We start from the raw sequence: 23,942 nt of genomic DNA on the forward strand, positions 1-23,942 counted from the left end.
TGAAAAACTATAATAAGAGGAGGGATAAATTGAAAAGATATTTATTATTTATATTAGCTTTAATGTTGTTTTTACAAATTGGCTGTAAGGCTGTTAAAGACGAAGAAATAGTTGAGATAGAGGAGCCGGAGGATACAGCAGTAGAAGTATCAATCGAAGATAAGATAATAATAGATAGGTCAGAAGATTTGGCGGATTATGTAGTTGAACTTTTTGGTATAGATGATGCAGCAACTATTATCTTCAACGATACAGCGCTGGTTTCTGTAATCATGGCACATGATACAGTGCTTACAGAAGATACTAAAGACTTAATTAATAGCTTAGTCATGGAAAAGGATGCAGGGATTAAAGAAGTATTAATATCTAATGATGAAAAGACTTTTTTTCAGATTGTACAGATTATAAGTGATCTATTGAATGGTTCACCCTATGATAAACATGTTGGTGAAATTAGTAAAATGATTGAAAAAAACAAATAATAAATCTGAAACCCAATTGGAAAGATTGGGTTTTTTGTATTTTTTTATTAAATACATAATATTAATATAAGTAACAAATTTAATTTTGGGTATAGTAAAATAATATATGAGAAGGAGGAATCAATTTGACACTAAAATCAGAAAGAATCAAAATTGGAAATGGGATATATCTAAACTTAATAAGAACAGATAAATTTAAATCTAATTTACTTAGTTATTATTTTTTAAGACCCTTGTCTAAGGAGGAGGTTACCAAAAATGCTTTACTGCCCTTAGTCCTTAAGAGAGGTACAGCTGAATATGATACAAACTTAAAGATACAAAGAAAGCTAGAAGAAACCTATGGAGCAAGCCTAAGTATAGCTATTAATAAAAGAGGCGAGAAGCATGTTCTTAGATTTACTGTAGAGACTGTTAATGGTGATTATGTAGGTGATGGAGATTATATTTATGAAGTAATTAATCTCTTGAAATCTATTATTTATAATCCAGCTTTGGAAAAAGGATATTTTAGAAGAGATTATGTTGAACAAGAAAAAGAAAATTTGAGACATAAAATTGAAGGAAGAATAAATGATAAAAGATCTTATGCCCTAGATAGATGTATAGAAGAAATGTGCAGAAATGAAAAGTTTAGTATTTTTCCGTTAGGTAATATAGATGATTTGGAAAATATAGACGAAGGCATATTGTATAAGCATTATCAAAATGTAATTAATACATCTCCTATAGAAATATTTTATGTTGGGGAATATGATGAAAAATTAATAGAGTATATTAAAAATATAGAAAAAGTAGAAAGAGATAGCGTTATCACTATACCAAGGGAACAAATTATATCAGGAGTTCAAACTAAAAATATGGTGCATGAAGATTTAGATGTAACTCAAGGGAAATTAGTACTGGGTTACAGAACGGGAATTCCCTATGAGGATAGATTATATAATGGCCTTATAGTAGCAAGTGATATTCTAGGTGGGGGGCCAAATTCTAAATTATTTAGAAATGTAAGAGAAAAGGAAAGTTTAGCTTATTATATTACTTCTACTATTTATAAATATAAATCCATTATGTTAATAGATGGTGGTATTGAATTTAATAATTTTGAAAAAACAATAGATATTGTAAAAGAGCAGTTAGAAGAAATGAAACATGGAAACTTTACTGACGAAGATATAGAGGTATCAAAAAAATCCATAAAATCTTCAACGGAATCTATTAGAGATAGTATTTTTCTTATATCGGAATATTTCTTTAGTCAAATATTATCTGAAGATAGTAGATCTTTGGAAGAAATCTTAAGAGATATTGATAGTGTTAGTAGAGAAGAGATAACAGAAGCTATGTCGAAGGTTGTTCTTGATACTATATACTTCATGAAAAATTCAAAAGCTTAGAAATGACATAGATACTAAAACAGCCTAAAAATAGAAGGAGGTATATAAGTTGGATATCAAAATATACGAAAACGAAAAAATAAGAGAAAAACTTTATTATAAAAAGATGAAATCTGGCTTAAAAGTTTATTTTATGCCAAAGGAAGGATATACAAAACAATATGCAATATTTGCCACTGATTATGGTAGCATTGATAATGTATTTACACCAATAGGAGAAAAAGAAACAGTAGAAGTGCCTGAAGGCATTGCACATTTTTTAGAACATAAACTTTTTGAAGAGCCTGAACAAAATATTTTTGATAAATTCTCCAGATTAGGAGCAAATGTTAACGCTTATACTAATTTTACTCAAACAGCATATTTGTTTTCATCTACTGAAAACTTTTATGATAATCTGGCCCTATTAGTAGAGTTTGTACAGCATCCATATTTTACTGATGAAAATGTAGAAAAAGAAAAGGGAATTATTGCCCAAGAAATAAATATGTATAGAGATAATCCAAGTTGGAGGGTATTTTTTAATTGCCTAGGTGCAATGTATAATGAGAATCCAGTAAAAATAGATATAGCTGGAACTGTGGAAAGTATCCAAAATATAAACAAGGAACTACTTTATAAATGCTATGACACATTCTATAGTCCAACCAATATGGTTATATTTATCGTAGGCGATCTATCCTTTGATGAGATAATCAAAGTAATAGATGAATCAGAGAGAAAGGATTATAAGGAAGTAGAAAAAATCAATAGAGTTTTTCCAGAGGAACCTAAAGAAGTAAGAGAAAAGTTTATTGAAGAAAGCATGATGACGTCTAGCCCTTTGTTTTATATTGGATTTAAGGATACAAATAATGAGCTAGAGGGAGAAAAGCGAGTTAGAAAAGATTTTATTACAAATTTTATACTTGATATGTTATTTGGATCTAGCTCTGTATTTTATAATGATATGTATGAAGAAGGGCTTATTGATAGTAGTTTTGGAGCATATTATACAGGGAAAAAATCCTATGGACATTCTATGATTGTAGGTGAATCAAAGGATCCCAAAGAGGTATATAATAGAATCATGTTGTTCTTTGAAAAAGAAATAACTTCAATTTTATTAGAAGAGGATTTCAATCGTATAAAGAAGAAAAGTATGGGAGAGTTCCTAATGGGGCTGAATTCTGTTGAATTTATTGCAAATACATTTATCTCTTTGTATTTCGATGATTTCTTATTAATAGATTATTTAGATATCTTGGAGTCTATTGAATATAAAGATATAGTTGAGAGATTTAACAATCATTTTACAAAAGATAATTCTGTCTTGTCCATAATAAATCCCTTGAGATAATAGAAATCAATCTTAATTTGTGATATACTAGTCCAATGAAGTATTTTGAAAGGTGGTTTTATTATGGATCCAATTGCATTTCAGATTTTTGGACTTGAAATTAGATGGTATGGTATTTTAATTGCTACAGGGGTACTAATAGGTACTATACTTGCTATTCGAGAAGCTAAAAGAGTTGGACTTGATGAAGAAACTTTACTGGATTTCCTAATATGGGAAGTTCCTTTATGTTTAGTAGGTGCGAGATTGTATTATGTAGTATTTAGTTGGGATATGTATAAGTATAATCCTATAGAAGCATTAAATATTAGAAATGGGGGATTGGCAATACATGGAGCCATAATCACTGCTATTATTGTAGCCATTATTTTTACCAGAATTCGCAAAATAGATTTTTGGACAATTGCAGATGTATGTGCTCCTAGCTTAATACTAGCTCAGGCAATAGGGCGATGGGGAAATTTTATAAATCAAGAAGCCCATGGTGGTCCTACAAATTTACCTTGGGGAATTATGGTAAATGGAGTAAAGGTACATCCTACTTTCCTTTATGAATCCATTTGGAATTTCTTAGTTTTTTTGTTCCTTCTATGGTATGGAAAGAATAAACAAAAAGTTAAAGGAGAAGTTTTTCTATTATATTTATCCTTATATTCATTTATTAGATTTTTTATAGAAGGACTTAGAACGGATAGCCTAATGTTTGGACCAATTAGAGTTGCGCAGCTTGTAAGTGTAATAGGAATTGTTATTCCAATGTATATATTTTATAGAATAAGAAAAAATATAAAGAATAAATTTTAACTGTTGGTAAAAAATGCCAGCAGTTTTTTTATGTCATTTTACTCTGTAATGTCGAAAAATAGAGAACTATGACTAAAGTACTAAATTGTTTTTTTTCAAAAAAGGGTGGAAGGATTTTTTAATTTAGTGTAGAATAGTATATATAGTGGTAGAAAGTGGTGGAAAGTGGTAAGAAATATACAGTAAGTGAGTGATTGGTATGTTTATTGGTGAATATCAACATACTTTAGATACTAAAGGAAGAATAATAATGCCTTCTAAATTCAGAGAAGAATTAGGAGAAGAATTTGTTATGACTAAAGGACTTGATAATTGCCTCTTTGTATATCCTAAAAATGAATGGGCTGTTTTAGAAGAAAAACTTAAAACATTACCACTTACCAACCGTGATGCGAGAGCATTCATTAGGTTCTTCTTTGCAGGAGCTAGTGAAGGTGCTTTAGATAAGCAAGGGAGAGTTCTTATACCAGCTAATCTTAGGGAACATTCCAGATTAGATAAAGATGCTGTAGTTATAGGTGTATCTACTAGGATAGAGATTTGGAGCAAGGAAGAATGGGATGCTTACAATGATGATGATAATTTATCTTATGATAGTATAGCAGAGAAGATGGCTGAGTTAGGGATATAACTGGGGGAGATTGTATGAAATTCGAGCATATATCAGTTTTATTGAATGAAGTATTAGATGGATTAAATATAAAAGAAGATGGAATATATGTAGATGGAACTTTAGGAGGCGCTGGTCATTCAGCTGAGATTGTGAAGAGATTAACTACAGGAAAGTTAATAGGAATAGATCAAGATTTAAATGCATTAAAAAAAGCAAGTAAAGTACTTAAAGAATATAGTGACAAGGTAATATTAATTCACAATAACTATGAAAATATATATGAAGTATTAAGTGATTTAGGGATTGAAAAAGTAGATGGAATTCTTTTAGACTTAGGTGTGTCATCACATCAGTTAGATGAAGAAAGCAGAGGGTTTTCCCATAATAAAGATGCACCATTAGATATGAGAATGGATGAGACAAGTTCTTTTTCTGCTTGGGATGTAGTAAATAAGTATTCTGAAGAAGAATTGGAAAAAATCATCTGGAATTACGGTGAAGATAGATGGGCTAGAAGGATAGCCAAGTTTATTGTTGAAGAAAGGAAAGAAAAATCTATTGACACAACACTTCAGCTAGTGTCAGCTATTAAGAAAGCAATACCAAAGGAAGTAAGGAAAGATGGACATCACCCAGCTAAGAAAACATTTCAAGCTATTCGCATAGAAGTAAATAGAGAGCTAGATGTTTTAATAGAATCAATTCCTAAGATGGTGAACCTTTTAAATCCAAATGGTAGATTAGCTATTATTACTTTTCATTCTTTAGAAGATAGAATTGTAAAAGAAGGATTTAAGGAATTATATCTTGACTGTATTTGTCCACCACATTTACCAAAATGTGTATGTCAGAAAACTAGAGAGATAGAAATTATTACTAGAAAACCAATAATACCAAGCGAAGAAGAAATAACTATAAATCCTAGGTCTAGATCAGCTAAGCTTAGGATAGCTGAGAAACTTAATGTTCTAAATAGAAAAGGGGGAGAATAAATTGTTAGTAGCGAAAGAGCTTAGTTATTACCCTACAGAAGCACTAGAAGTCAAAGAGAAACCAAGAAAGAAAACAAGGAAAATACAAGAAAAAAAGAAGAAGAAAAATAATAGCCTTGCAAAGCTGACAATTATGAGTATACCTATGGTAATCTTAGGGATAGCTTTATCTATATTATTTCGATATGCAAATATAACAGCAGTGAGACAAGAAATAACTAATTTAGAAAGGCAGAAAGTAGAGCTTGAGAAGGTAAAATTAGATTTAGTAGCTGATCTTGAAGGAATAAAATCCTCAGTAAAAATTGCAGAGGATGCAGTTACAAAATTAGGCATGAATTATCCAACTGAGGGACAGATAGTATACGTTTCAATAAATGACAATAAAGCGGAACATGTGGAAAAAAATAGTATTGGAAAGCAAATAAGAAAGGTATTTAGCATGGTTACAAACTTGTTTTAGGAGGTAGTTGCTTTGGCAAAACCCAGTTATTCATCTAAGAAAAGATTATTATTTGTTTTTGGTGTAGTAGTTATGGTTTCTATACTTTTGATTGGAAGATTAGGTTACTTACAGATAGTAAAAGGTGAAGAACTGAAGAAAGGTGCATTAGAACAGTGGACCAAAGGAATAACTATAAAATCAAAACGTGGAGTTATTTATGATAGGAAAGGCAAAAAGTTAGCAGTAAGTATAACAGCATCTACAGTATGGGCTAGTCCGCCTGATATAAAAGATGCTCATAAAACCGCAAAAGAAGTGGCGAGAGTTTTAGGCCTAGATGAGGAAGTTGTATATACTAAGATTACTAAAAAGATAGGAACTGAAAAACTAAAGCAGTGGATAACTAGAGAAGAAGCCGCAGAGTTGAGAAAGTTAAAATTACCTGGTATAGAAATAGTTGATGATAATAGAAGATATTATCCATATGGAAATTTTGCTTCTTTTGTATTAGGTTTTACTGATATTGACAATAATGGATTATATGGAATTGAAAGGACTTATGACAAATACTTGACTGGTACACCAGGAAAATGGGTAAAAACTACAGATGCAGCAAGTAGACAATTACCTTTTGATGGTGAAAAGATATATGAAGCATCAGATGGACTGTCAGTTGTTTTAACTATAGATGAGACAATACAACATTTTGCAGATAAGGCAGCTGAAGAAGCTGTAATAGTTACAGGTGCTAAGAATGTTTCTATCATATTGATGGAACCAAAAACAGGAGATGTTTTAGCAATGTCTTCTAAGCCGGATTATGATCCTAATAATCCAAGAATACCATTAAATGAAGAAACTAAAAAGGAATGGGAAGCATTGCCACAGGAAGAGCTCCAAAAACGTTGGTATGATATGTGGAGAAATTTTGCTATCAATGATGCCTATGAACCAGGATCTACATTCAAGGTAATCACTGCAGCTGCTGCCATTGAAGAGAATATTGCTAACCTGAATTCTCACTTTTATTGTAATGGGTTTGTTAGAGATATAAAAGGTGTATTATTAAGATGTGCTAGATGGTATAATCCTCATGGAGATCAGACATTTATAGAGGCAATGAACAATTCCTGTAACGTAGCTTTTGTTGATTTAGGTAGAAAAGTAGGGAAAGAATTATTATATAAATACATAAAAGCTTTTGGATTTGGTGAAACCACAGATATAGATTTAAATGGAGAACAGGGAGGCATTATACCAGCTAGTACAGATAGCATAAAGGAAGTAAATTTGGCTACAATGTCCTATGGTCATGGTATAGCAGTTACTCCTTTACAGTTAATTAATGCAGTATCTTCCATTGCTAATGGTGGTAATTTAATGAAGCCTAGACTTGTAAAAGAGTTAATAGATGATGAAGGAAAAATTGTTGAAACATTTGAGCCAGAAATAAAAAGAAAGGTTATATCAGAATCAACTTCTAAGACTATAATGGAAATGTTAGAAAATGTAGTTAGTGAAGGTACAGGAACTAAGGCATATATTCCAGGATTTAGAGTAGGTGGAAAAACAGGTACTGCTCAGAAGATTATTGATGGTAGATATGCACCAGGTAAGTATATTGGCTCTTTTGTTGGTGTAGCTCCAGCAGATAACCCTCAAGTGGCAATATTGGTTGTAGTAGATGAACCTGTTGGGCAATATTATGGGGGAACTATAGCAGCACCTATAGCTAAGACTGTGTTAGAAGAGACTTTGAACTATCTCGAAGTTACACCAGTTTTTACAGAAGATGAGAAAGGGCAAATTATTGAAAAGGTAATAGTACCAGATGCGAGAAATATGAAGATTGGTGATGCAGGAAAGATTTTCACTGAGAAAGGACTAAAGTATACAACTGAATATTTAAACTTAACCTCTGATTCAGTTGTAATAGATCAATTTCCATTACCAAATACAGAAGTTCAAAAAGGCTCAATAGTAGATTTATATGTAAATGAAAAAGCAGGAAAACGAATCATAATGCCTTATCTTATTGGAAAAGATAAGGAAGATGTAATTAAAATTCTTGATGAGTTAAATCTAAATTATGAGCTAAAGGGAGAAGGAAAAGCCAAGACTCAAAATCCAATACCTGGTGAAGAGATACCTATCAATACAAAAATAGAGGTTGAATTTGGTGAGACATAAGAGTAATATAATTAGAGGCAACTTAAATGAAGTTGCCTTTTAGTTAATATTTTCATATAGGATAAAAGAAAGTAGGTGCATTATGAATCTAAAGTATATTACAAGAGACTATGAATTTGAGTTAATTAAAGGAAAACTAGACATAAATATAACTGGAGTTGAAAATGATTCAAGGAAAATACAAAAAGGGAACCTATTTATTGCAGAAAAAGGATTTACTGTAGATGGACATGATTACATTGACAAGGCAATAGAAAATGGAGCTGTAGGAGTAGTAGTAGAGAAGCAAGTATCTATTGATGAGGATATTACAGTAATTAAGGTGGAAAATTCAATAGATGCACTGGCAAAATTTTCTGGTATCTTTCATGAAGAGCCATGGAAGAATCTGCAGATGATAGGTATAACGGGAACTAATGGCAAGACATCTATCACTTATTTTATTAAAAGCATATTAGAGGAAAACAATAAAAAAGTAGGGATTATTGGAACTATTGGAGCAGTTATTGGAGATGAAAATATAAAAATTGATAATACTACGCCAAATGCCTTAATTATTCATGATTTATTAAAGAAAATGGCAGATATAGAAACAGATACTTGTATTATGGAAGTTTCATCTCATTCTTTAGAACTTAAAAGAGTAGAGTATATGGATTTTCAAATAGGATTATTTACTAATCTTACTAAAGATCATTTAGATTATCATGAAACAATGGAAAAATATTTTAATAGTAAATTAAAGCTTTTCTATAAAACAGATAAAGCTAATATAATAAATATAGATGACGATTATGGAAAGAAGATTGTTGAAATAGTAGGGGAAAGGGTGCCTTTACTAACATATGGAATAAAGGAAAAGTCAGATGTTTTTGCATCTGATATAGAATTTACATTATCTAAAGTCAGATTTACTTTAAATACTCCTAAGGGTAAAACTAATGTACTTCTGAATGTACCAGGAGAGTTTAGTGTATATAATGCATTGGCAGCAGCAGCTTGTGCATATTCATATGAAATTCCTTTAGAAATTATTAAAAAGGGGCTAGAAGCAGTTGAAGAGATAAAGGGAAGATTCGAGGTTGTGCCTACAAATACTGATTATACGGTTATTATTGATTTTGCCCATACTGCAGATGCTCTAGATAAGGTACTTACTGTCATTGATGAATTTGCAGAAGGTAGAAAAATAGTTGTATTCGGGGCAGGTGGCAATAGAGACAAGACTAAAAGGCCAGAAATGGGAGAAACTGTAGGACGTCATGCAGATTTATTTATAGTTACATCAGATAATCCAAGGTATGAGGACCCAGAGATGATAATTGAAGATGTTTTGGTTGGTACAAGAAAAGCAAATGGAAAATATATAAAAATAGTTGATAGAATAGAAGCCATAAAATATGCGATAGATAATGCTAGACCTAAAGATATAATATTGCTAGCTGGAAAGGGGCATGAAACTTATACCTTATTAAGGGAAAAACTTAATCCCTGTGATGAAAGACAAATTGTTCTTGATTATTTACATTCAAAGAATAATTAAGACTTGGATTAGATACTTGAGAGGAGAAAATAAATGATTGAATATATAGATATTTTTAGAACAATTTCCATTTCTTTTTTGATTACTCTTATTCTGGGTCCAATAATGATTCCATTATTAAGAAGACTGAAAATAGGGCAAAGTGTTAGAGATGATGGACCACAAACCCATTTAAAAAAATCTGGAACCCCTACTATGGGTGGAATTATTATTTTTATAGCTTTAGTCATTACAGTATTGACATCAGGTATGATGAATAAGGATATGTATATTCTGTTAATATCTACTTTTGGTTTTGGTTTAATTGGATTTATTGATGACTACATAAAAGTAGTTAAAAGAAGATCATTAGGACTTCGAGCTTATCAAAAATTAATAGGGCAAGTAATGTTAGCTACTGTACTGGCAGTTTATCAATCATCTACATCTATTTTAGGCACTAAACTGATTGTACCTTTCTTGAACAATCAATATTTAGATTTAGGTCCTCTTTATATTCCATTTATTGCTTTTGTAGTAGTAGCTACTGTAAATGCAGTAAACTTAACTGATGGCTTAGATGGATTAGCATCTGGTGTCACATTAATAATATTATCCTTTTTTGGACTTATTGCATTAAATTGGGGTATGGGAAGCATCTCCATATTTTCAACTGCATTGGCAGGAGCATGTCTGGGATTTTTGATACATAATGCACATCCGGCGAAGGTATTTATGGGAGATACTGGATCATTAGCCTTAGGAGGTTGGCAGTCGTCAGCCATAGCCATACTATTAAATATTCCCCTTGTAATACCAATAGTAGGTGGAGTTTATTTTATAGAGACTTTATCGGTAATTATACAAGTAGCATCTTTTAAATTAACTGGGAAAAGAGTATTTTTGATGGCACCGCTACATCACCATTATGAGCAAAAAGGCTGGAAAGAAACTAAAGTAGTAGCAGTGTTTTGGACTGCCACAGTAATTCTTTGTTTGATTGGAATTTTAAGTTTAATTTAAGGAAAGTGAGCTGGTTTTATGTACTTGAAAAATAAAAGGGTTTTAGTTCTTGGACTTGGTGTCTCTGGATTGTCTACTGTAAAAGCTCTTCATAGATTGGGAGCAAATATTGTAGTATCTGATTCTAAAACTAAAGAGGAATTGAAGGATTTTTTTGATAATATAAAGATATATATGTTGAAAAACATTTAAATACTAATGATATACCTTTAGAGGATATTGATTTAATAGTTAAAAGTCCTGGTATTCCACCAACAGCTCCTATTTTACTAAAGGCTCAGCTAAGAAATATTGAAATAACAACAGATATTGAACTTGCATATAGGATTTCTCCTACAGATAGGATAATAACCATAACAGGTACTAATGGAAAAACAACTACTACGGCTTTAATAGGTGAAATTTTTAAGAAGGCTGATTACAATACATATGTTGCAGGGAATATCGGTGTTGGTATTCTATGGAATATGGTGAATGCAGAAAAAGAAGATGTTTTTGTAATAGAAGCCAGTAGCTTTCAATTAGAAAATACTATATATTTTAAACCAAGAGTAAGCCTTATAACTAATATTACACCAGACCACTTAAATTGGCATGGTTCATTAAATAATTATATTAGTGCTAAGAAAAAGATATTTAAAAATCAAGATGAATCTGATTATACAGTATTAAATTATGATGATAAGACTCTTAGAGAAATGGAAGAGGAAGTTAATTCAAATATTATTTGGTTTAGTGTAAATCATAAATTAGATAATGGTGTATATATTGATGGTGACTATATAGTTATAAAAGATGGAGAAACCATTATAAAAGCCCTACCACACAAAGACCTTAAAATAATATTAGAAAATGCACTAGCAAGTATTGCAGTAGGATGGGCTATGGGCATAGACGTAGAAATAATAGCAAAAGTTTTATCAGAGTTTAAAGGATTAGAACATAGAATAGAATATGTAGAGACTATAGATGAAATGTCTTTTTATAATGATTCTAAAGGAACAAATCCTGATTCAACTATTAAAGCAATAGAAGCTATAAATAGTCCAATAATATTAATAGCAGGTGGGTATGATAAGGGATCTGAATTCGATGAATTAATTAAATCTTTTAATGGAAAGGTTAAAGATCTAATACTTTTAGGAGAAACTAAGGAAAAAATTAAAGAAACTGCTTTAACTTGCGGATTTAATAATATACATTTAGTAGAAAATATGCATGAAGCAGTTAAATTAGCCTATGACCTTGGTCAAAGGAAGGATAATATTTTATTATCTCCTGCTTGTGCATCTTGGGATATGTACAGTAACTTTGAAGAAAGAGGTCAAGATTTTAAGGATGCCGTTTATGGTCTAAAGGAGGATTAAAATGGCAAAAGGGAAATCAGTGAAAAAGAAAAAAGCTGTTGATTTTAGTTTGCTTATGGGAGCTTTAATTTTAGTATTTATTGGTATAATCATGGTATTTAGTTCATCCTGGCCAGAGGCTATGCAGGACTTTGGAGATGGTTATCACTTTTTAAAGAAACAAATAATAGCTGCATCTGTAGGCCTAGTGGGAATGATAATTTGTATGAATATTGATTATAAAATTTGGAAGAAGTATTCATTTTGGGTATACTTACTAGCTTTGATTTCTGGTGCTTTAATATTTTCACCACTAGGAAAAGAAGCAAAAGGTGCTAGAAGATGGATTAATTTGGGATTTACAACTTTTATGCCTTCTGATGCTATAAAAATTGGTTCTATTATCTATTTTGCAAACTTTCTTTCAAATAAGAAGGAACATATAAGAACTTTAAAACAAGGAACAATACCTGCTTTAATCATTATAGGTATATCCTGTGGTTTTATATATGTGCAAAAAGATTTAGGCACTACTATTACCTTAGCAGGTACTTTAATGAGTATGTTCTTTATAGCTGGGATGAATTTATATCATTTGATTTTTATGGGCGTAGGGGCAGTAGGTCTGGGATTTTTAGTATTATCAGGACCAGATAATGCATATAGACGAAATAGAATAACTGCATTTAGAGATCCTTTTGCTTATAAACTTGATATTGGCTGGCAAGCGGTACAATCTTTATATGCTCTAGGTTCAGGTGGATTATTTGGTTTAGGATTAGGGAAAAGCAGACAAAAATTTTCATATATACCTGAGTCCTACAATGATTTTATATTTTCAATTATAGGGGAAGAATTAGGTTTTCTAGGTACTTTAACTGTTATTCTAATATTGATGTTAATTATTTGGAGGGGAATACGTATCGCACTTAGTATAGATGATAGTTTTGGATGCTTCTTAGCATCAGGAATTACAGCTTTAGTGACAGTTCAATCTTTAATTCATATAGCAGTAGTAACATCGTCTATACCTACTACAGGAATTACGCTACCTTTCGTTTCTTATGGAGGTACTTCCTTGATGATTTATATGTCTGCCATAGGAATATTACTGAACATTTCAAGGCATGCAAATTTAGATAGGAGCTGAAGATTATGAAGTATTTGATTACAGGTGGAGGCACTGGAGGGCATATCTATCCTGCTTTAGCCATTGCAAAAGAAATAAAACGTAAAGATAAAAATGCAGAAATTCTTTATGTTGGAACAGAAAAAGGTTTAGAATCAGAGCTAGTTCCAAAGGAAGGATTTCAATTTAGAACTATAAGAGTGAAGGGAATGCCTAGAAAAATAAACAAAGAATCACTTATAGCTATTAAGGAATTAATTCATGGAATCAATGACGCAAAAAAAATAATAAAAGATTTTAGACCAAATGTAGTAATAGGTACTGGCGGATATGTATGTGGACCAGTGGTATATATGGCAAAAAAGAAAAAAATACCTGCATTAATACATGAACAAAATGCTTTTCCTGGTATTACAAATAAAATATTATCAAGATATGTTGATAAAGTTGCTGTAACTTTTGACGAAGCAAAAAAATATTTTAAATATCCTGATAGAGTTTTAAATACTGGAAACCCAATTCGCAAAGAAATTCTTGAAATAAATAAAGAAGAAGCATATAAAGTGTTAGATATAGATAAAAATATTCCTTTTGTTTTATCTTTCGGAGGTAGTGGAGGACAAAAAACTTTAAATGACGCAATGTATTATTTCATAAAGGAATCTATGGGAAAGGGAGATATACAGATAATACATGTAACAGGTAAAAGATTTTATGATGAATTCATAGACAGATTAAAAAAGGATAATATTAATTTAAATAAGAATATTAGAGTATTTCCCTATTTATATCAAATACCTGAAGCCATTAATATTGCAACACTTGTGGTTACTAGCTCAGGAGCTATTACTTTGGCTGAAATTTCCGCTGTGGGAGTTCCAAGTATTTTGATACCAAAATCATATACCGCTGAGAATCATCAAGAATTTAATGCTAGAGCCTTTGAAAATAAGGGGGCTTCTATATTAGTTCTTGAGAAGGATATAAAAGAGAATACATTAAATGATATTATATATAGTGTAATTCAAGATAAAGAAAGATTAGCACAAATGGCAAGTAAAAGTAAAAAGCTTGGGAAAATTGATGCATCAGAAAGAATAGTTGAACTCATAAATACAATTGTCAAATAATAATATGTAACCCCATTTTCATCCATGCATAATATGGTCATATATACTTAATTATGAGCATACATGGAGGTGATTTGGTGGAAAAGTATATTATTAATGGTGGGAATAGATTAACAGGTGAAATTTCAATTTCGGGTGCTAAAAATGCTGTGTTACCAATATTAGCAGCAACAGTTATAGGCGGAAATAAGAGTATTATATCGAATATCCCTAATCTTAGAGATGTTGAAATAATGAAAGAGATACTGATAGCATTAGGTTGTGCTGTTGATGGAACAGGGAGTACAATGGTAATTGATTCTAAGCCACTGAATCAAATAATAGTTCCGGAAGAGTTAGTTAGAGAAATGAGATCATCCATTATCTTTATGGGTGCTATGTTGGCGAGAACTGGTGAGGTTATTATTTCTTATCCAGGTGGTTGTGAAATTGGTCCGAGACCTATAGATTTACACCTTAAAGCTTTAAGAAATATGGGGGCAGAAATCGAAGAGTCTCATGGACATTTGTACTGTAAGACAGAGGGGCTTAAAGGTGCAGATATACAACTAGATTATCCTTCTGTAGGAGCTACGGAAAATATAATTTTAGCTGGAGTGACGGCAGAAGGTACAACAATAATTAGAAATGCAGCTAGAGAGCCAGAAATAATTGATTTGCAGAATTACTTAAATAAATCTGGGGCAAGAATTTCTGGAGCAGGGACATCTGTTATTACAATAGAAGGTGTAAAAGATCTCAGAGATGTAACACATAGCATAATATCTGATAGGATTGTAACGGGAACAATTATGACTGCGGCAGCAATAACTGGAGGAGATATAATAATTAATAATGTTATTGTAGACCATGTTATTGGAATTATAGCAAAGATGAAGGAAGCAGGTGTTATGATATATAGTAATGGTACTTCTATGAAGGTGACAGGACCGAGGAGAATAAACCCCATTGAAATGTTACAAACCCTTCCTTATCCTGGATTTCCAACCGATATGCAAGCTCAAATGATGGCTCTTTTATCAATAGCTAATGGAACTAGTATAATCTCTGAAACAGTATTTGAGAATAGATTTAAGCATGCTGAAGAGCTTACTAGAATGGGGGCAAATATAAAAACCTTTGGGAGAGTTGCAGTTATCAGTGGAGTAAAGGAACTAACAGGTGCTAAGACAACAGCTAAGGATTTAAGGGGGGGAGCTGCTTTAACTTTGGCAGGACTTGTTGCAAGAGGAACTACAGAAGTTTATAATATTCATCACATAGAGAGAGGATATGAAGATCTTCATTTAATGTTACAAAAATTAGGTGCAGATATTATCAAGAGTAATTAGCAGCTTTTGCTGCTAGTTATTTAGAAGGACAGGCCTAGGGGTGAAGACAATGAAAAAGATTTCCCGTGTGGAAAGAAAAATGAGAAGAAGAAGGTTCTTTTTTCGATTTGTATTATTAATATCTTTAATTTTATTAGTATTTGCACTAGCTCTTAATTCTGATTTTTTTGTTATAGATAATATAAAAGTAATAGGGAATAATAAAATCCCAAAAGATAATATAATTAGTGCATCATCTATAAATATTGGAGAAAATATATTTAAAGTAAGCACTAAGTCGGGAAAACGAGGTTTAATGAATTTACCATATATAAAGGAAGTAAAGATAAAAAGAAAGTTTCCAAAAGGAATTATTATTGATATTATAGAACGTAAAGAAATAATACAGATAAAAGAAATTTCCTCTTTTATATTGCTTGATATTGAGGGGTATATACTAGATATTGTAGATATTCAAAATGAAAAATTACCACTATTGTTAGGTGTGAAAATAGAAGATAAGAAACCAGGAGATAATATATTTTTAGAATCAGAAATTAAGGATAATATTGAGTTTATATCTGAAGGACATGCTATTGGATTATTGCCAAAAATGAAAGAAATTAACATGGTAGATAATAACAATGTTAATATAAGACTAATTGATGGTATTTCTGTTGCCTTTGGTACCCTTGATAATGTAAAATATAAATTGAACTACTTAAATGAAATATTAAAGAATATTGAGAAAGACCAAATACCATGTAAGATGATTTTAATGGACAGAGGAGATAATCCTATAGTTGTACTTGATGAAGAAGGGGAGGGGTAAAATGAAAAAAGCTAAGGAATATATTGCATTAACATTAGTATCGATTTTTTTGGGGGTTATTTTATCCATCCAGTTTAAAACCATAAATAAAACTGTTGGTGAAGGAGTTTTACCTACACAGAGGGCGCAGCAATTAGCTGTGGAACTTAAGAAGGCTCAAAACGAAAGAGAATCCCAAGCCAAAAGAATTGAAGAACTGGAAACTAAAATAAAGCAATATGAAATGAGTGAAGTAGATAAAAATGTGTATGCAGAAAATCTATATAATGATACAATGAAATATAGAATGCTTGCAGGATATTTAGACTTAGAAGGACCTGGAATTGTAATGGAGATAAATGATCCGCCTGTAGATCTTGAATTTGGTGAAGGATATAGTATTATAGATGAATTAGAATTAGTACTTCAAGTAATATCAGTTTTAAATGCAGCTGATGCTGAAGCTATATCTATTAATGATCAAAGATATACAGCTTTTACAGAAATAGAAAAGGCAGGAAATCATATTGAAATAAATGGAGTATCTACTAGTGTTCCAATTGTTATTAAAGCCATTGGAAAGCCAGAGACATTGGAATCAGCATTAAATCTTAAAGGTGGAATAGTTACACATTTAAGATCTTATGATTATCTTGTTCAAGTAAACCAAGAATCTAATATTACTATACCCAAATATAGAAAAATCAAGGAATTTATATATTCAAGTCCAGTTGAAGAAAATATAAATCAATAGGGGTGATTATTATGAAAAACAATAATCCTAGAGTCATCCTAACCTTATTTAGTATTATAATAGGTATTTTTATAGCTACTCAAATAAAAATGAAACTTGAGACGTATGCTCCAGTAACTCTTAAATCATTACAAGCAACAAAAGCTGAAATCATCTCAATCAATAATGAAATTTCTGAATTAAATAAATTAATTAAGATGAAAGAAGAGGAATTAGAGCTGCTGGAAAACATTGCAAAAGGTGACGATAATATAATAGATATTCTATTAGAACAAATTAAATACAATAAAATACATTCTGGTCGAACGGATCTGAAGGGTCCAGGAGTTGTTATTACTATGTATGATAATCCAGAGGAAACGGTTGTAGGATTTGATATTAATGATGATGTTATTCATGATGTAGACATATTAAATATAATAAATGATTTGAGAATAGCAGGAGCAGAGGCTATAAGCATCAATGGCGAAATGGTACTTGCTACATCAGAAATAAAATGTGGTGGTCCTACTATTAGAATAAATGGCAGAAGTTCAGCGACTCCTTTTGTTATTAAAGCTATTGGTGATCCAAAGCTACTATATGCTGCTGTCAATGCACCTGGAACTTATGGTGATATACTAAAAAATGTATATCAAATAGGTTTTGAACCAGAAATACAGGATTCAATAACAATTCCTGGTTTTACGAGAGCATTTAATTTTAAATACGCCAAAAAATTAGGGGAGGGTGATTAATTTGTTTTTTGCACTAATTGGAATTTTAATAGGGGCTATAATAGGCTTTGTGTTGCCATATACTTATAATACATCCTACTCACTTTATATATCAGTAGCGATATTAGCTTGTTTAGATTCGGTGTTTGGCGGTATAAGGTCTAATTTGGAAAAAAACTTTAATATAAATATATTTATTTCAGGTTTTTTTGGAAATGCAGCTTTAGCAGCGTTTCTTGCTTATTTAGGTGATAGACTTGGAGTTCCTCTATATTATGCAGCTATATTTACTTTTGGAGGACGACTATTTGAAAACTTTGCACAAATTAGAAGGATTCTGCTATTCAAAAGGAAGGAATCTAATTAATTGATGTATTGAAACTATATTAAATATAGGATTATCTACAATAAGATAAGGGGGAAAAAATATGTTTGATTTTGATGTTGATGTAGATCAATTTGCTAAAATAAAAGTTATTGGCGTTGGTGGTGGTGGAAACAATGCAGTTAATAGAATGGTTGAACATGGAGTTAGAGGTATTGATTTTATAGCTTTAAATACAGATAGACAAGCTTTATATTCTTCAAAGGCAGAGGTAAAGCTTCAATTAGGAGAGAAATTGACTAGAGGATTAGGTGCTGGTGCTAATCCAGATATTGGGGCAAAGGCTGCGGAAGAAAATAGAAATGATATAATGGAAGCTATTAAAGGTGCTGATATGATATTTATAACTGCAGGAATGGGTGGTGGGACTGGAACAGGAGCAGCGCCTATTGTAGCAGAAATAGCTAAGGAATTAGGCATTCTTACTGTAGGTGTAGTTACAAAGCCCTTTACATTTGAAGGGCCTAGAAGATTAAAACATGCCGAGCAAGGAATAGAAGAATTAAAGTCTAAAGTAGATACTTTAGTTACAATACCAAATGATAGATTGCTTCAGGTTTCAGATAAAAAGACTACTATGGTTGAAGCATTTGTGATGGCAGACGAGGTACTTAAAGAAGGTATCCAAGGGATATCAGATTTGATAGCAGTTCCAAATCTTATAAATTTGGACTTTGCAGATGTTAAAACAATAATGCAGGATAAAGGTATTGCGCATATGGGTATAGGCATGGCTTCAGGTGATAACAGAGCTACAGAGGCTGCGAAGCAAGCAATAAAATCTCCTCTGTTAGAAACTTCTATAGAAGGGGCAAAATCTGTATTATTGAATATTACAGGTGGGGAAGATTTAGGTATTTTTGAAGTTAATGAAGCTGCAGATCTAATTAGGGCATCTGTAGATAAAGATGCAAATATAATATTTGGTGCAGGAATAGATGAAAGCCTAAAGGATGAAATTAAAATAACTGTTATTGCTACAGGATTTGACATGTTATCCAAAGATATAAATACTACAAAATCAGGAGTAAATGATATTAATGCTAATAGAGCTGCGGGAAATGAGGCAGCACCTACTCTTGATAATGAAGAATTAGATATTCCAATTTTTCTTAGGAGAAGAGATAAAAAAGAATTATAATAAAAGCAAGAAAAACGTATCTTATTGACGAGATACGTTTTTTTATTTGCTCATAAAGTGACAAAAATTTTACATTTTATGTCCTATAATCTTAATTAGAGAATAAAATAAATCAAAGGAGGTATTCCTTTGTATATAATAGCAGAGTATCTATTTATCGAAAATTTCATAATAAATTACGCTATATTACAAAGTACAAAGATAATTACTAGGACCAAAACGACTAAAGGCAGAATTTTTATTACTTCTACTATAACTGCTTTATATCCTTTTGCTTTATTTTTTCCGTCTTTAAGTTTTCTTGCAAACTTTTATATGAAAATAGTAATATCTTTTATAATAGTAAAACTTGCATACAACTCTAAATCTCTAGTTTTATATATAAAGCAATTATCTGCCTTTTATGTTATATCTTTTATTTTTGCAGGAGCAAGTATTGGTTTTTATTATTTTACTAATAATTATTATAATGTATTATTTAAGCCTGATTATCTGGGAGGTAGATTTCCTATAAAATATATAATATTAGGTGTAGTATTAGGAGGAATCATGATTAAGAATATGGTACATTATTACCAAGAAAAATTATCTAAAGAAAAAGAGCTGTTAAGTGTAACAGTTCATTTAAATAATGAAAAATCATCTTTTACAGCATTAACAGATACAGGTAATTCATTAATTGAGCCATTATCTAAATTACCAGTTTTCGTTGTGGAGTATGAGGTTATAAATAATTTACTGCCTAAATTCATAAGAGAAACTTTTGAAGAAAATAAGGAAGATGATTTCACTGTTGTTGAGAAGATGATGGAAGCTTTGAAAGAAGAAATCACAATTCGAATTATCCCATTTAAATCAGTTGGCTCAAAAAATGGAATTTTAATAGGATTTAAACCAGATTATATAACGATTTCAAATGGCGATTTCATCGCAACCCATGATGATTTATTAATAGGGGTATTCAATGGTAGGCTTTCTGCGGATAATCAATATAGTGGTTTGTTAAATTTAAGGATATTAAACAGGGGGGATTTATGTGTTAATGAAAATTAAGATGAAATTACATAAGCTTTTATATAAGGTATTAAGTAAGTTAAATCTAGTTAAAGGAGTTTATTATATAGGTAGTGGAGAGGTATTACCTCCTCCACTAAAACCTGAAGAGGAAGAATATTATTTATCATTACTTAAAACAGATGAAAGTGTTAAAGGAATTCTTATTGAAAGAAACTTGAGATTAGTAGTATATATAGCAAGAAAATTTGAAAATACAAAGATATCGATTGAAGATCTTATTTCAATAGGTACAATAGGATTAATTAAAGCTGTAAATACTTTTGATCCAGATAAAAATATAAAGCTAGCGACATATGCATCTAAGTGCATAGAAAATGAAATCTTAATGTATTTAAGGCGAACTAGCAAAATGAAATCTGAAATATCTCTAGATGAACCTTTAAATATTGATTGGGATGGTAATGAACTTTTACTATCTGATATTCTTGGTACAGATGGAGATGTAATATTTAAGGATATAGAGATGGAAGTAGATAAAACTCTTCTCAAACAAGCAATAGATAGGTTATCTAGCAGAGAAAAAGCTATAATAGAGATGAGATTTGGTCTTTATAATGGAAAAGAAAAAACCCAAAAGGAAGTAGCTGACTTGTTAGGGATTTCTCAATCATATATATCACGACTAGAAAAAAGGATAATTAAAAGACTTAGGAAAGAAATGGTAAAGTTGATGTAAATTGGTTAGCCTCTAATATTATTTTATGAATAAAAATAATATTAGAGGCAATAATTTTATACGAAAGGGGCAATACAGCATGAAAGGATGAAAATAAATGCATATATCTAAAGTAGAGATATGTGGAGTAAATACTTCAAAACTTCCAGTACTAACTAATGAGCAAATGCAAAAATTATTTATTAAAATAAAAGCAGGAGATTTAAAAGCAAGGGAAGAATTTATTCAGGGAAATTTAAGACTAGTACTTAGCATTATCCAAAGATTTAATAGAAGAGGAGAACATGTTGATGATTTATTCCAGGTAGGCTGTATTGGTTTAATAAAAGCTATAGATAATTTTGATTTAAGCCAAAATGTACGATTCTCTACCTATGCTGTGCCTATGATTATAGGAGAGATAAGAAGATACTTAAGAGATAACAATTCAATTAGAGTTTCTAGATCACTTCGTGATATCGCATATAAGGCTTTGAATGCAAGAGAACAATTAATTAATAAAAATTCTAAAGAGCCGACTATATATGAGATAGCGGAAGAGTTAAATTTACCAAAAGAAGATGTAGTATTTGCTCTTGAGGCAATACAGGAACCAGTTTCTCTATTTGAACCAATATTTCATGATAGCGGTGATGCCATATTTGTTATGGATCAAGTAAAGGATGAGAAGGCCGAAGATGAAATATGGTTGAGGGAAATAGCACTTAGGGAAGCCATGGGTAAATTAAATAATAGGGAAAAACAAATATTGAATTTAAGGTTTTACGAAGGAAAAACTCAAATGGAGGTAGCTGAAGAAATTGGTATTTCCCAAGCACAAGTATCAAGGCTTGAGAAAAATGCTTTAAGACAAATGAGAAAATATGTCTAGCACCATAATAAACTATATATAAATCATAAAAATAGGACCTGATAGCAGAAGGTTTGATATTTCATCAACTTAGAGTTAGAGAATCGCTTTTATAACTTAAAGAAAGGTCTTATTTTTTACCTTAAATACGATGCAAAAAAGATTCTATCAATATTTTGATAGAATCTTTTTATGATTTGTCTTATCTCAGCAAATTATAGTCATATTTTATCTTTATTATTATATATACATAGTAAAAGGTTAAATATTAAGGAAGAGGTGGAACTATGTTTAAATTATCAGAAATAAGAGAAAAAGAAATAATAAATATAAACACTGGTCAAAGAATGGGATATGTTGATGATTTTGAATTAAATCTAGAAAATGGACGTATTGATGCAATAATAATATTAGGGGCAGGAGTAGGTAAAGTATTGGGTCTATTTGGTAAGAATTCAGAAATAGTTATTGATTGGAATGATATAGTAAGAATAGGTACAGATACTATTTTAGTAGATTATAAGAACGAAATATCTAGTTAGACATTTTGTATTCATTATACTATAATAAAGTTGTAGAATATTAGAAGAGGTGAAAATATGAAATGTCCATTTTGTTCATACTTTGAATCAAAGGTAATAGATTCTAGACCTACCGATGAAGGACAAGCAATTCGCAGAAGAAGAGAGTGCATAGAATGTGGTAAGAGGTTCACCACTTATGAAAAAATTGAAGAAATACCTCTTATAGTAGTAAAAAAAGATGGCAATAGACAATCTTATAATAGAAATAAATTATTAAATGGAATAATAAAGGCTTGTGAAAAGAGGCCTGTTTCTGTAGGCACTATTGAAGGGATTGTAGATGATATAGAAAAAAACTTATATAATTCCTTGCAGAAAGAAATAAAATCTGAGGAAATTGGAGAAATGGTAATGAATAAATTAAAAGATGTTGATGAAGTGTCATATGTGAGATTTGCATCTGTTTATAGACAGTTTAAAGATTTAAATTCATTTATGGAAGAATTAAAAAAAATATTAGATGAAGGAAATGAAAATAGGAGATAAATATGGAAATTATAAAGAAATATAAAGATAATATTTTATATTATCAAATAGAGGGATTTAACTTTGATGAAAAGATGAATCATATTTTTTCGACGAGGATAGGCTGGGAGCAGGACAAATTATTTAATAATTTATCTGAAGTATTAAATATACATGAAGAAAATATCTATAGAGCAAAACAAGTTCATGGAACGGATGTACTGATTATAAAAGATCAAAATATTATTAAAGTAAGTACCCAAGAGAAGGATGGATTTATAACCAATAAAAAGGGTATAGCACTTTGTACTTACCATGCTGATTGTGTACCTATTTATTTTTATGACAATATTAAAGAAGTAATAGCCTTGGCCCATGCTGGCTGGAAGGGAACTTTAAATAATATAGTCAAAGTAGTAATAGAAAATATGATTGAACATTTTGGATGTAATATAGAAGATATTTCAGCTGCAATAGGTCCATCTATCGGATCTTGTTGTTATGAAATAGGACTTGATGTAGAAAAACTCTTTAAGAAACAATATCCTGATTATATAGATATGATTATATATAGGGATCATAAGATGTACTTAGATTTATGGAAAGTAAATAAGATGAATCTCATAAATCTAGGAGTAAGTGAAAAGAAAACTTTCTTAAGTAAATTATGTACATCTTGTAATATAGATAATTTATATTCCTATAGAAAAGAAAAAGGAACAAAAAATAGAATGATTGCAGCTATAACCTTAAATCATTAA

General features: G+C 30.7%; 26 protein-coding genes. All 26 read left to right on the plus strand.

Annotated elements, in window-relative coordinates; translation table 11 throughout:
* Nucleotides 1–29: 29 nt before the first annotated feature.
* Nucleotides 30–482, plus strand: coding sequence for a YhcN/YlaJ family sporulation lipoprotein (locus tag CIW83_RS09920; protein WP_158220084.1), 453 nt, complete (start codon nucleotides 30–32; stop codon nucleotides 480–482).
* A 125-nt stretch (nucleotides 483–607) separates the two neighbouring features.
* Entirely contained in the window at nucleotides 608–1,879 is a 1,272-nt protein-coding gene (gene yfmF / locus CIW83_RS09925; RefSeq protein ID WP_094900735.1) for an EF-P 5-aminopentanol modification-associated protein YfmF, read from the plus strand.
* A 49-nt stretch (nucleotides 1,880–1,928) separates the two neighbouring features.
* A complete protein-coding gene (gene yfmH / locus CIW83_RS09930; protein WP_201259779.1) occupies nucleotides 1,929–3,218 on the plus strand; it encodes an EF-P 5-aminopentanol modification-associated protein YfmH in 1,290 nt (429 codons plus the stop codon).
* 63 nt (nucleotides 3,219–3,281) lie between these two features.
* Nucleotides 3,282–4,022: a prolipoprotein diacylglyceryl transferase gene (gene lgt / locus CIW83_RS09935; RefSeq protein WP_094900737.1), complete on the plus strand. Its 741-nt coding sequence runs from the start codon at nucleotides 3,282–3,284 to the stop codon at nucleotides 4,020–4,022.
* Between the two features lie 199 nt (nucleotides 4,023–4,221).
* Nucleotides 4,222–4,653: a division/cell wall cluster transcriptional repressor MraZ gene (gene mraZ, locus CIW83_RS09940; protein WP_094900815.1), complete on the plus strand. Its 432-nt coding sequence runs from the start codon at nucleotides 4,222–4,224 to the stop codon at nucleotides 4,651–4,653.
* Nucleotides 4,654–4,667: 14 nt separating this feature from the next.
* The gene (gene rsmH / locus CIW83_RS09945) at nucleotides 4,668–5,627 is read left to right on the plus strand and encodes a 16S rRNA (cytosine(1402)-N(4))-methyltransferase RsmH (RefSeq protein ID WP_094900739.1); all 960 of its coding nucleotides are present in this window, start codon (nucleotides 4,668–4,670) and stop codon (nucleotides 5,625–5,627) included.
* Nucleotide 5,628: 1 nt separating this feature from the next.
* Complete coding sequence (locus CIW83_RS09950) at nucleotides 5,629–6,090, plus strand: hypothetical protein (protein WP_094900741.1); 462 nt, start codon at nucleotides 5,629–5,631, stop codon at nucleotides 6,088–6,090.
* Nucleotides 6,091–6,102: 12 nt separating this feature from the next.
* Entirely contained in the window at nucleotides 6,103–8,262 is a 2,160-nt protein-coding gene (locus CIW83_RS09955; protein WP_094900743.1) for a PASTA domain-containing penicillin-binding protein, read from the plus strand.
* An 82-nt stretch (nucleotides 8,263–8,344) separates the two neighbouring features.
* Nucleotides 8,345–9,805, plus strand: coding sequence for a UDP-N-acetylmuramoyl-L-alanyl-D-glutamate--2,6-diaminopimelate ligase (locus CIW83_RS09960; RefSeq protein WP_094900745.1), 1,461 nt, complete (start codon nucleotides 8,345–8,347; stop codon nucleotides 9,803–9,805).
* 33 nt (nucleotides 9,806–9,838) lie between these two features.
* On the plus strand, nucleotides 9,839–10,807 hold the full coding sequence (gene mraY, locus CIW83_RS09965) for a phospho-N-acetylmuramoyl-pentapeptide-transferase (protein ID WP_094900747.1): 969 nt from the start codon (nucleotides 9,839–9,841) through the stop codon (nucleotides 10,805–10,807).
* A gap of 18 nt (nucleotides 10,808–10,825) precedes the next feature.
* A complete protein-coding gene (locus CIW83_RS23685; protein ID WP_235601284.1) occupies nucleotides 10,826–10,999 on the plus strand; it encodes a hypothetical protein in 174 nt (57 codons plus the stop codon).
* 53 nt (nucleotides 11,000–11,052) lie between these two features.
* Nucleotides 11,053–12,174 (plus strand): UDP-N-acetylmuramoyl-L-alanine--D-glutamate ligase, encoded by a 1,122-nt coding sequence (gene murD / locus CIW83_RS09970; RefSeq protein WP_235601287.1) that lies wholly within the window; start codon nucleotides 11,053–11,055, stop codon nucleotides 12,172–12,174.
* Between the two features lies 1 nt (nucleotide 12,175).
* Nucleotides 12,176–13,303 carry a putative lipid II flippase FtsW gene (gene ftsW, locus CIW83_RS09975; RefSeq protein ID WP_094900749.1) on the plus strand — a complete coding sequence of 376 codons (1,128 nt, stop codon included), beginning with the start codon at nucleotides 12,176–12,178 and terminating at the stop codon, nucleotides 13,301–13,303.
* Between the two features lie 5 nt (nucleotides 13,304–13,308).
* Complete coding sequence (gene murG, locus CIW83_RS09980; RefSeq protein ID WP_094900751.1) at nucleotides 13,309–14,412, plus strand: undecaprenyldiphospho-muramoylpentapeptide beta-N-acetylglucosaminyltransferase; 1,104 nt, start codon at nucleotides 13,309–13,311, stop codon at nucleotides 14,410–14,412.
* 77 nt (nucleotides 14,413–14,489) lie between these two features.
* The gene (gene murA, locus CIW83_RS09985) at nucleotides 14,490–15,743 is read left to right on the plus strand and encodes a UDP-N-acetylglucosamine 1-carboxyvinyltransferase (protein ID WP_235601285.1); all 1,254 of its coding nucleotides are present in this window, start codon (nucleotides 14,490–14,492) and stop codon (nucleotides 15,741–15,743) included.
* 49 nt (nucleotides 15,744–15,792) lie between these two features.
* Nucleotides 15,793–16,554, plus strand: a complete 762-nt coding sequence (locus CIW83_RS09990; RefSeq protein ID WP_094900755.1) for a cell division protein FtsQ/DivIB — start codon at nucleotides 15,793–15,795, stop codon at nucleotides 16,552–16,554.
* A 1-nt stretch (nucleotide 16,555) separates the two neighbouring features.
* Complete coding sequence (locus CIW83_RS09995) at nucleotides 16,556–17,287, plus strand: DUF881 domain-containing protein (RefSeq protein ID WP_094900757.1); 732 nt, start codon at nucleotides 16,556–16,558, stop codon at nucleotides 17,285–17,287.
* Between the two features lie 11 nt (nucleotides 17,288–17,298).
* A complete protein-coding gene (locus CIW83_RS10000) occupies nucleotides 17,299–18,024 on the plus strand; it encodes a DUF881 domain-containing protein (protein ID WP_094900759.1) in 726 nt (241 codons plus the stop codon).
* A complete protein-coding gene (locus CIW83_RS10005; RefSeq protein WP_369819387.1) occupies nucleotides 18,017–18,370 on the plus strand; it encodes a small basic family protein in 354 nt (117 codons plus the stop codon). Before CIW83_RS10000 ends, CIW83_RS10005 begins: the two co-directional genes overlap by 8 nt.
* 61 nt (nucleotides 18,371–18,431) lie before the next feature.
* Nucleotides 18,432–19,529, plus strand: coding sequence for a cell division protein FtsZ (ftsZ, locus tag CIW83_RS10010; protein ID WP_094900763.1), 1,098 nt, complete (start codon nucleotides 18,432–18,434; stop codon nucleotides 19,527–19,529).
* Between the two features lie 129 nt (nucleotides 19,530–19,658).
* Nucleotides 19,659–20,582, plus strand: coding sequence for a sigma-E processing peptidase SpoIIGA (locus CIW83_RS10015; protein WP_158220085.1), 924 nt, complete (start codon nucleotides 19,659–19,661; stop codon nucleotides 20,580–20,582).
* Nucleotides 20,572–21,282, plus strand: coding sequence for an RNA polymerase sporulation sigma factor SigE (gene sigE / locus CIW83_RS10020; RefSeq protein ID WP_094900817.1), 711 nt, complete (start codon nucleotides 20,572–20,574; stop codon nucleotides 21,280–21,282). Before CIW83_RS10015 ends, sigE begins: the two co-directional genes overlap by 11 nt.
* Before the next feature lie 97 nt (nucleotides 21,283–21,379).
* Nucleotides 21,380–22,153: an RNA polymerase sporulation sigma factor SigG gene (gene sigG / locus CIW83_RS10025; protein ID WP_094900767.1), complete on the plus strand. Its 774-nt coding sequence runs from the start codon at nucleotides 21,380–21,382 to the stop codon at nucleotides 22,151–22,153.
* Nucleotides 22,154–22,419: 266 nt separating this feature from the next.
* On the plus strand, nucleotides 22,420–22,674 hold the full coding sequence (locus tag CIW83_RS10030) for a YlmC/YmxH family sporulation protein (RefSeq protein WP_094900769.1): 255 nt from the start codon (nucleotides 22,420–22,422) through the stop codon (nucleotides 22,672–22,674).
* Nucleotides 22,675–22,731: 57 nt separating this feature from the next.
* Nucleotides 22,732–23,202 (plus strand): transcriptional regulator NrdR, encoded by a 471-nt coding sequence (gene nrdR / locus CIW83_RS10035; RefSeq protein ID WP_094900771.1) that lies wholly within the window; start codon nucleotides 22,732–22,734, stop codon nucleotides 23,200–23,202.
* Between the two features lie 2 nt (nucleotides 23,203–23,204).
* Entirely contained in the window at nucleotides 23,205–23,942 is a 738-nt protein-coding gene (pgeF, locus tag CIW83_RS10040; protein WP_094900773.1) for a peptidoglycan editing factor PgeF, read from the plus strand.

The sequence above is a fragment of the Tissierella sp. P1 genome (assembly GCF_002266425.1).
Classification (GTDB): Bacteria; Bacillota; Clostridia; order Tissierellales; family Tissierellaceae; genus Tissierella; species Tissierella carlieri.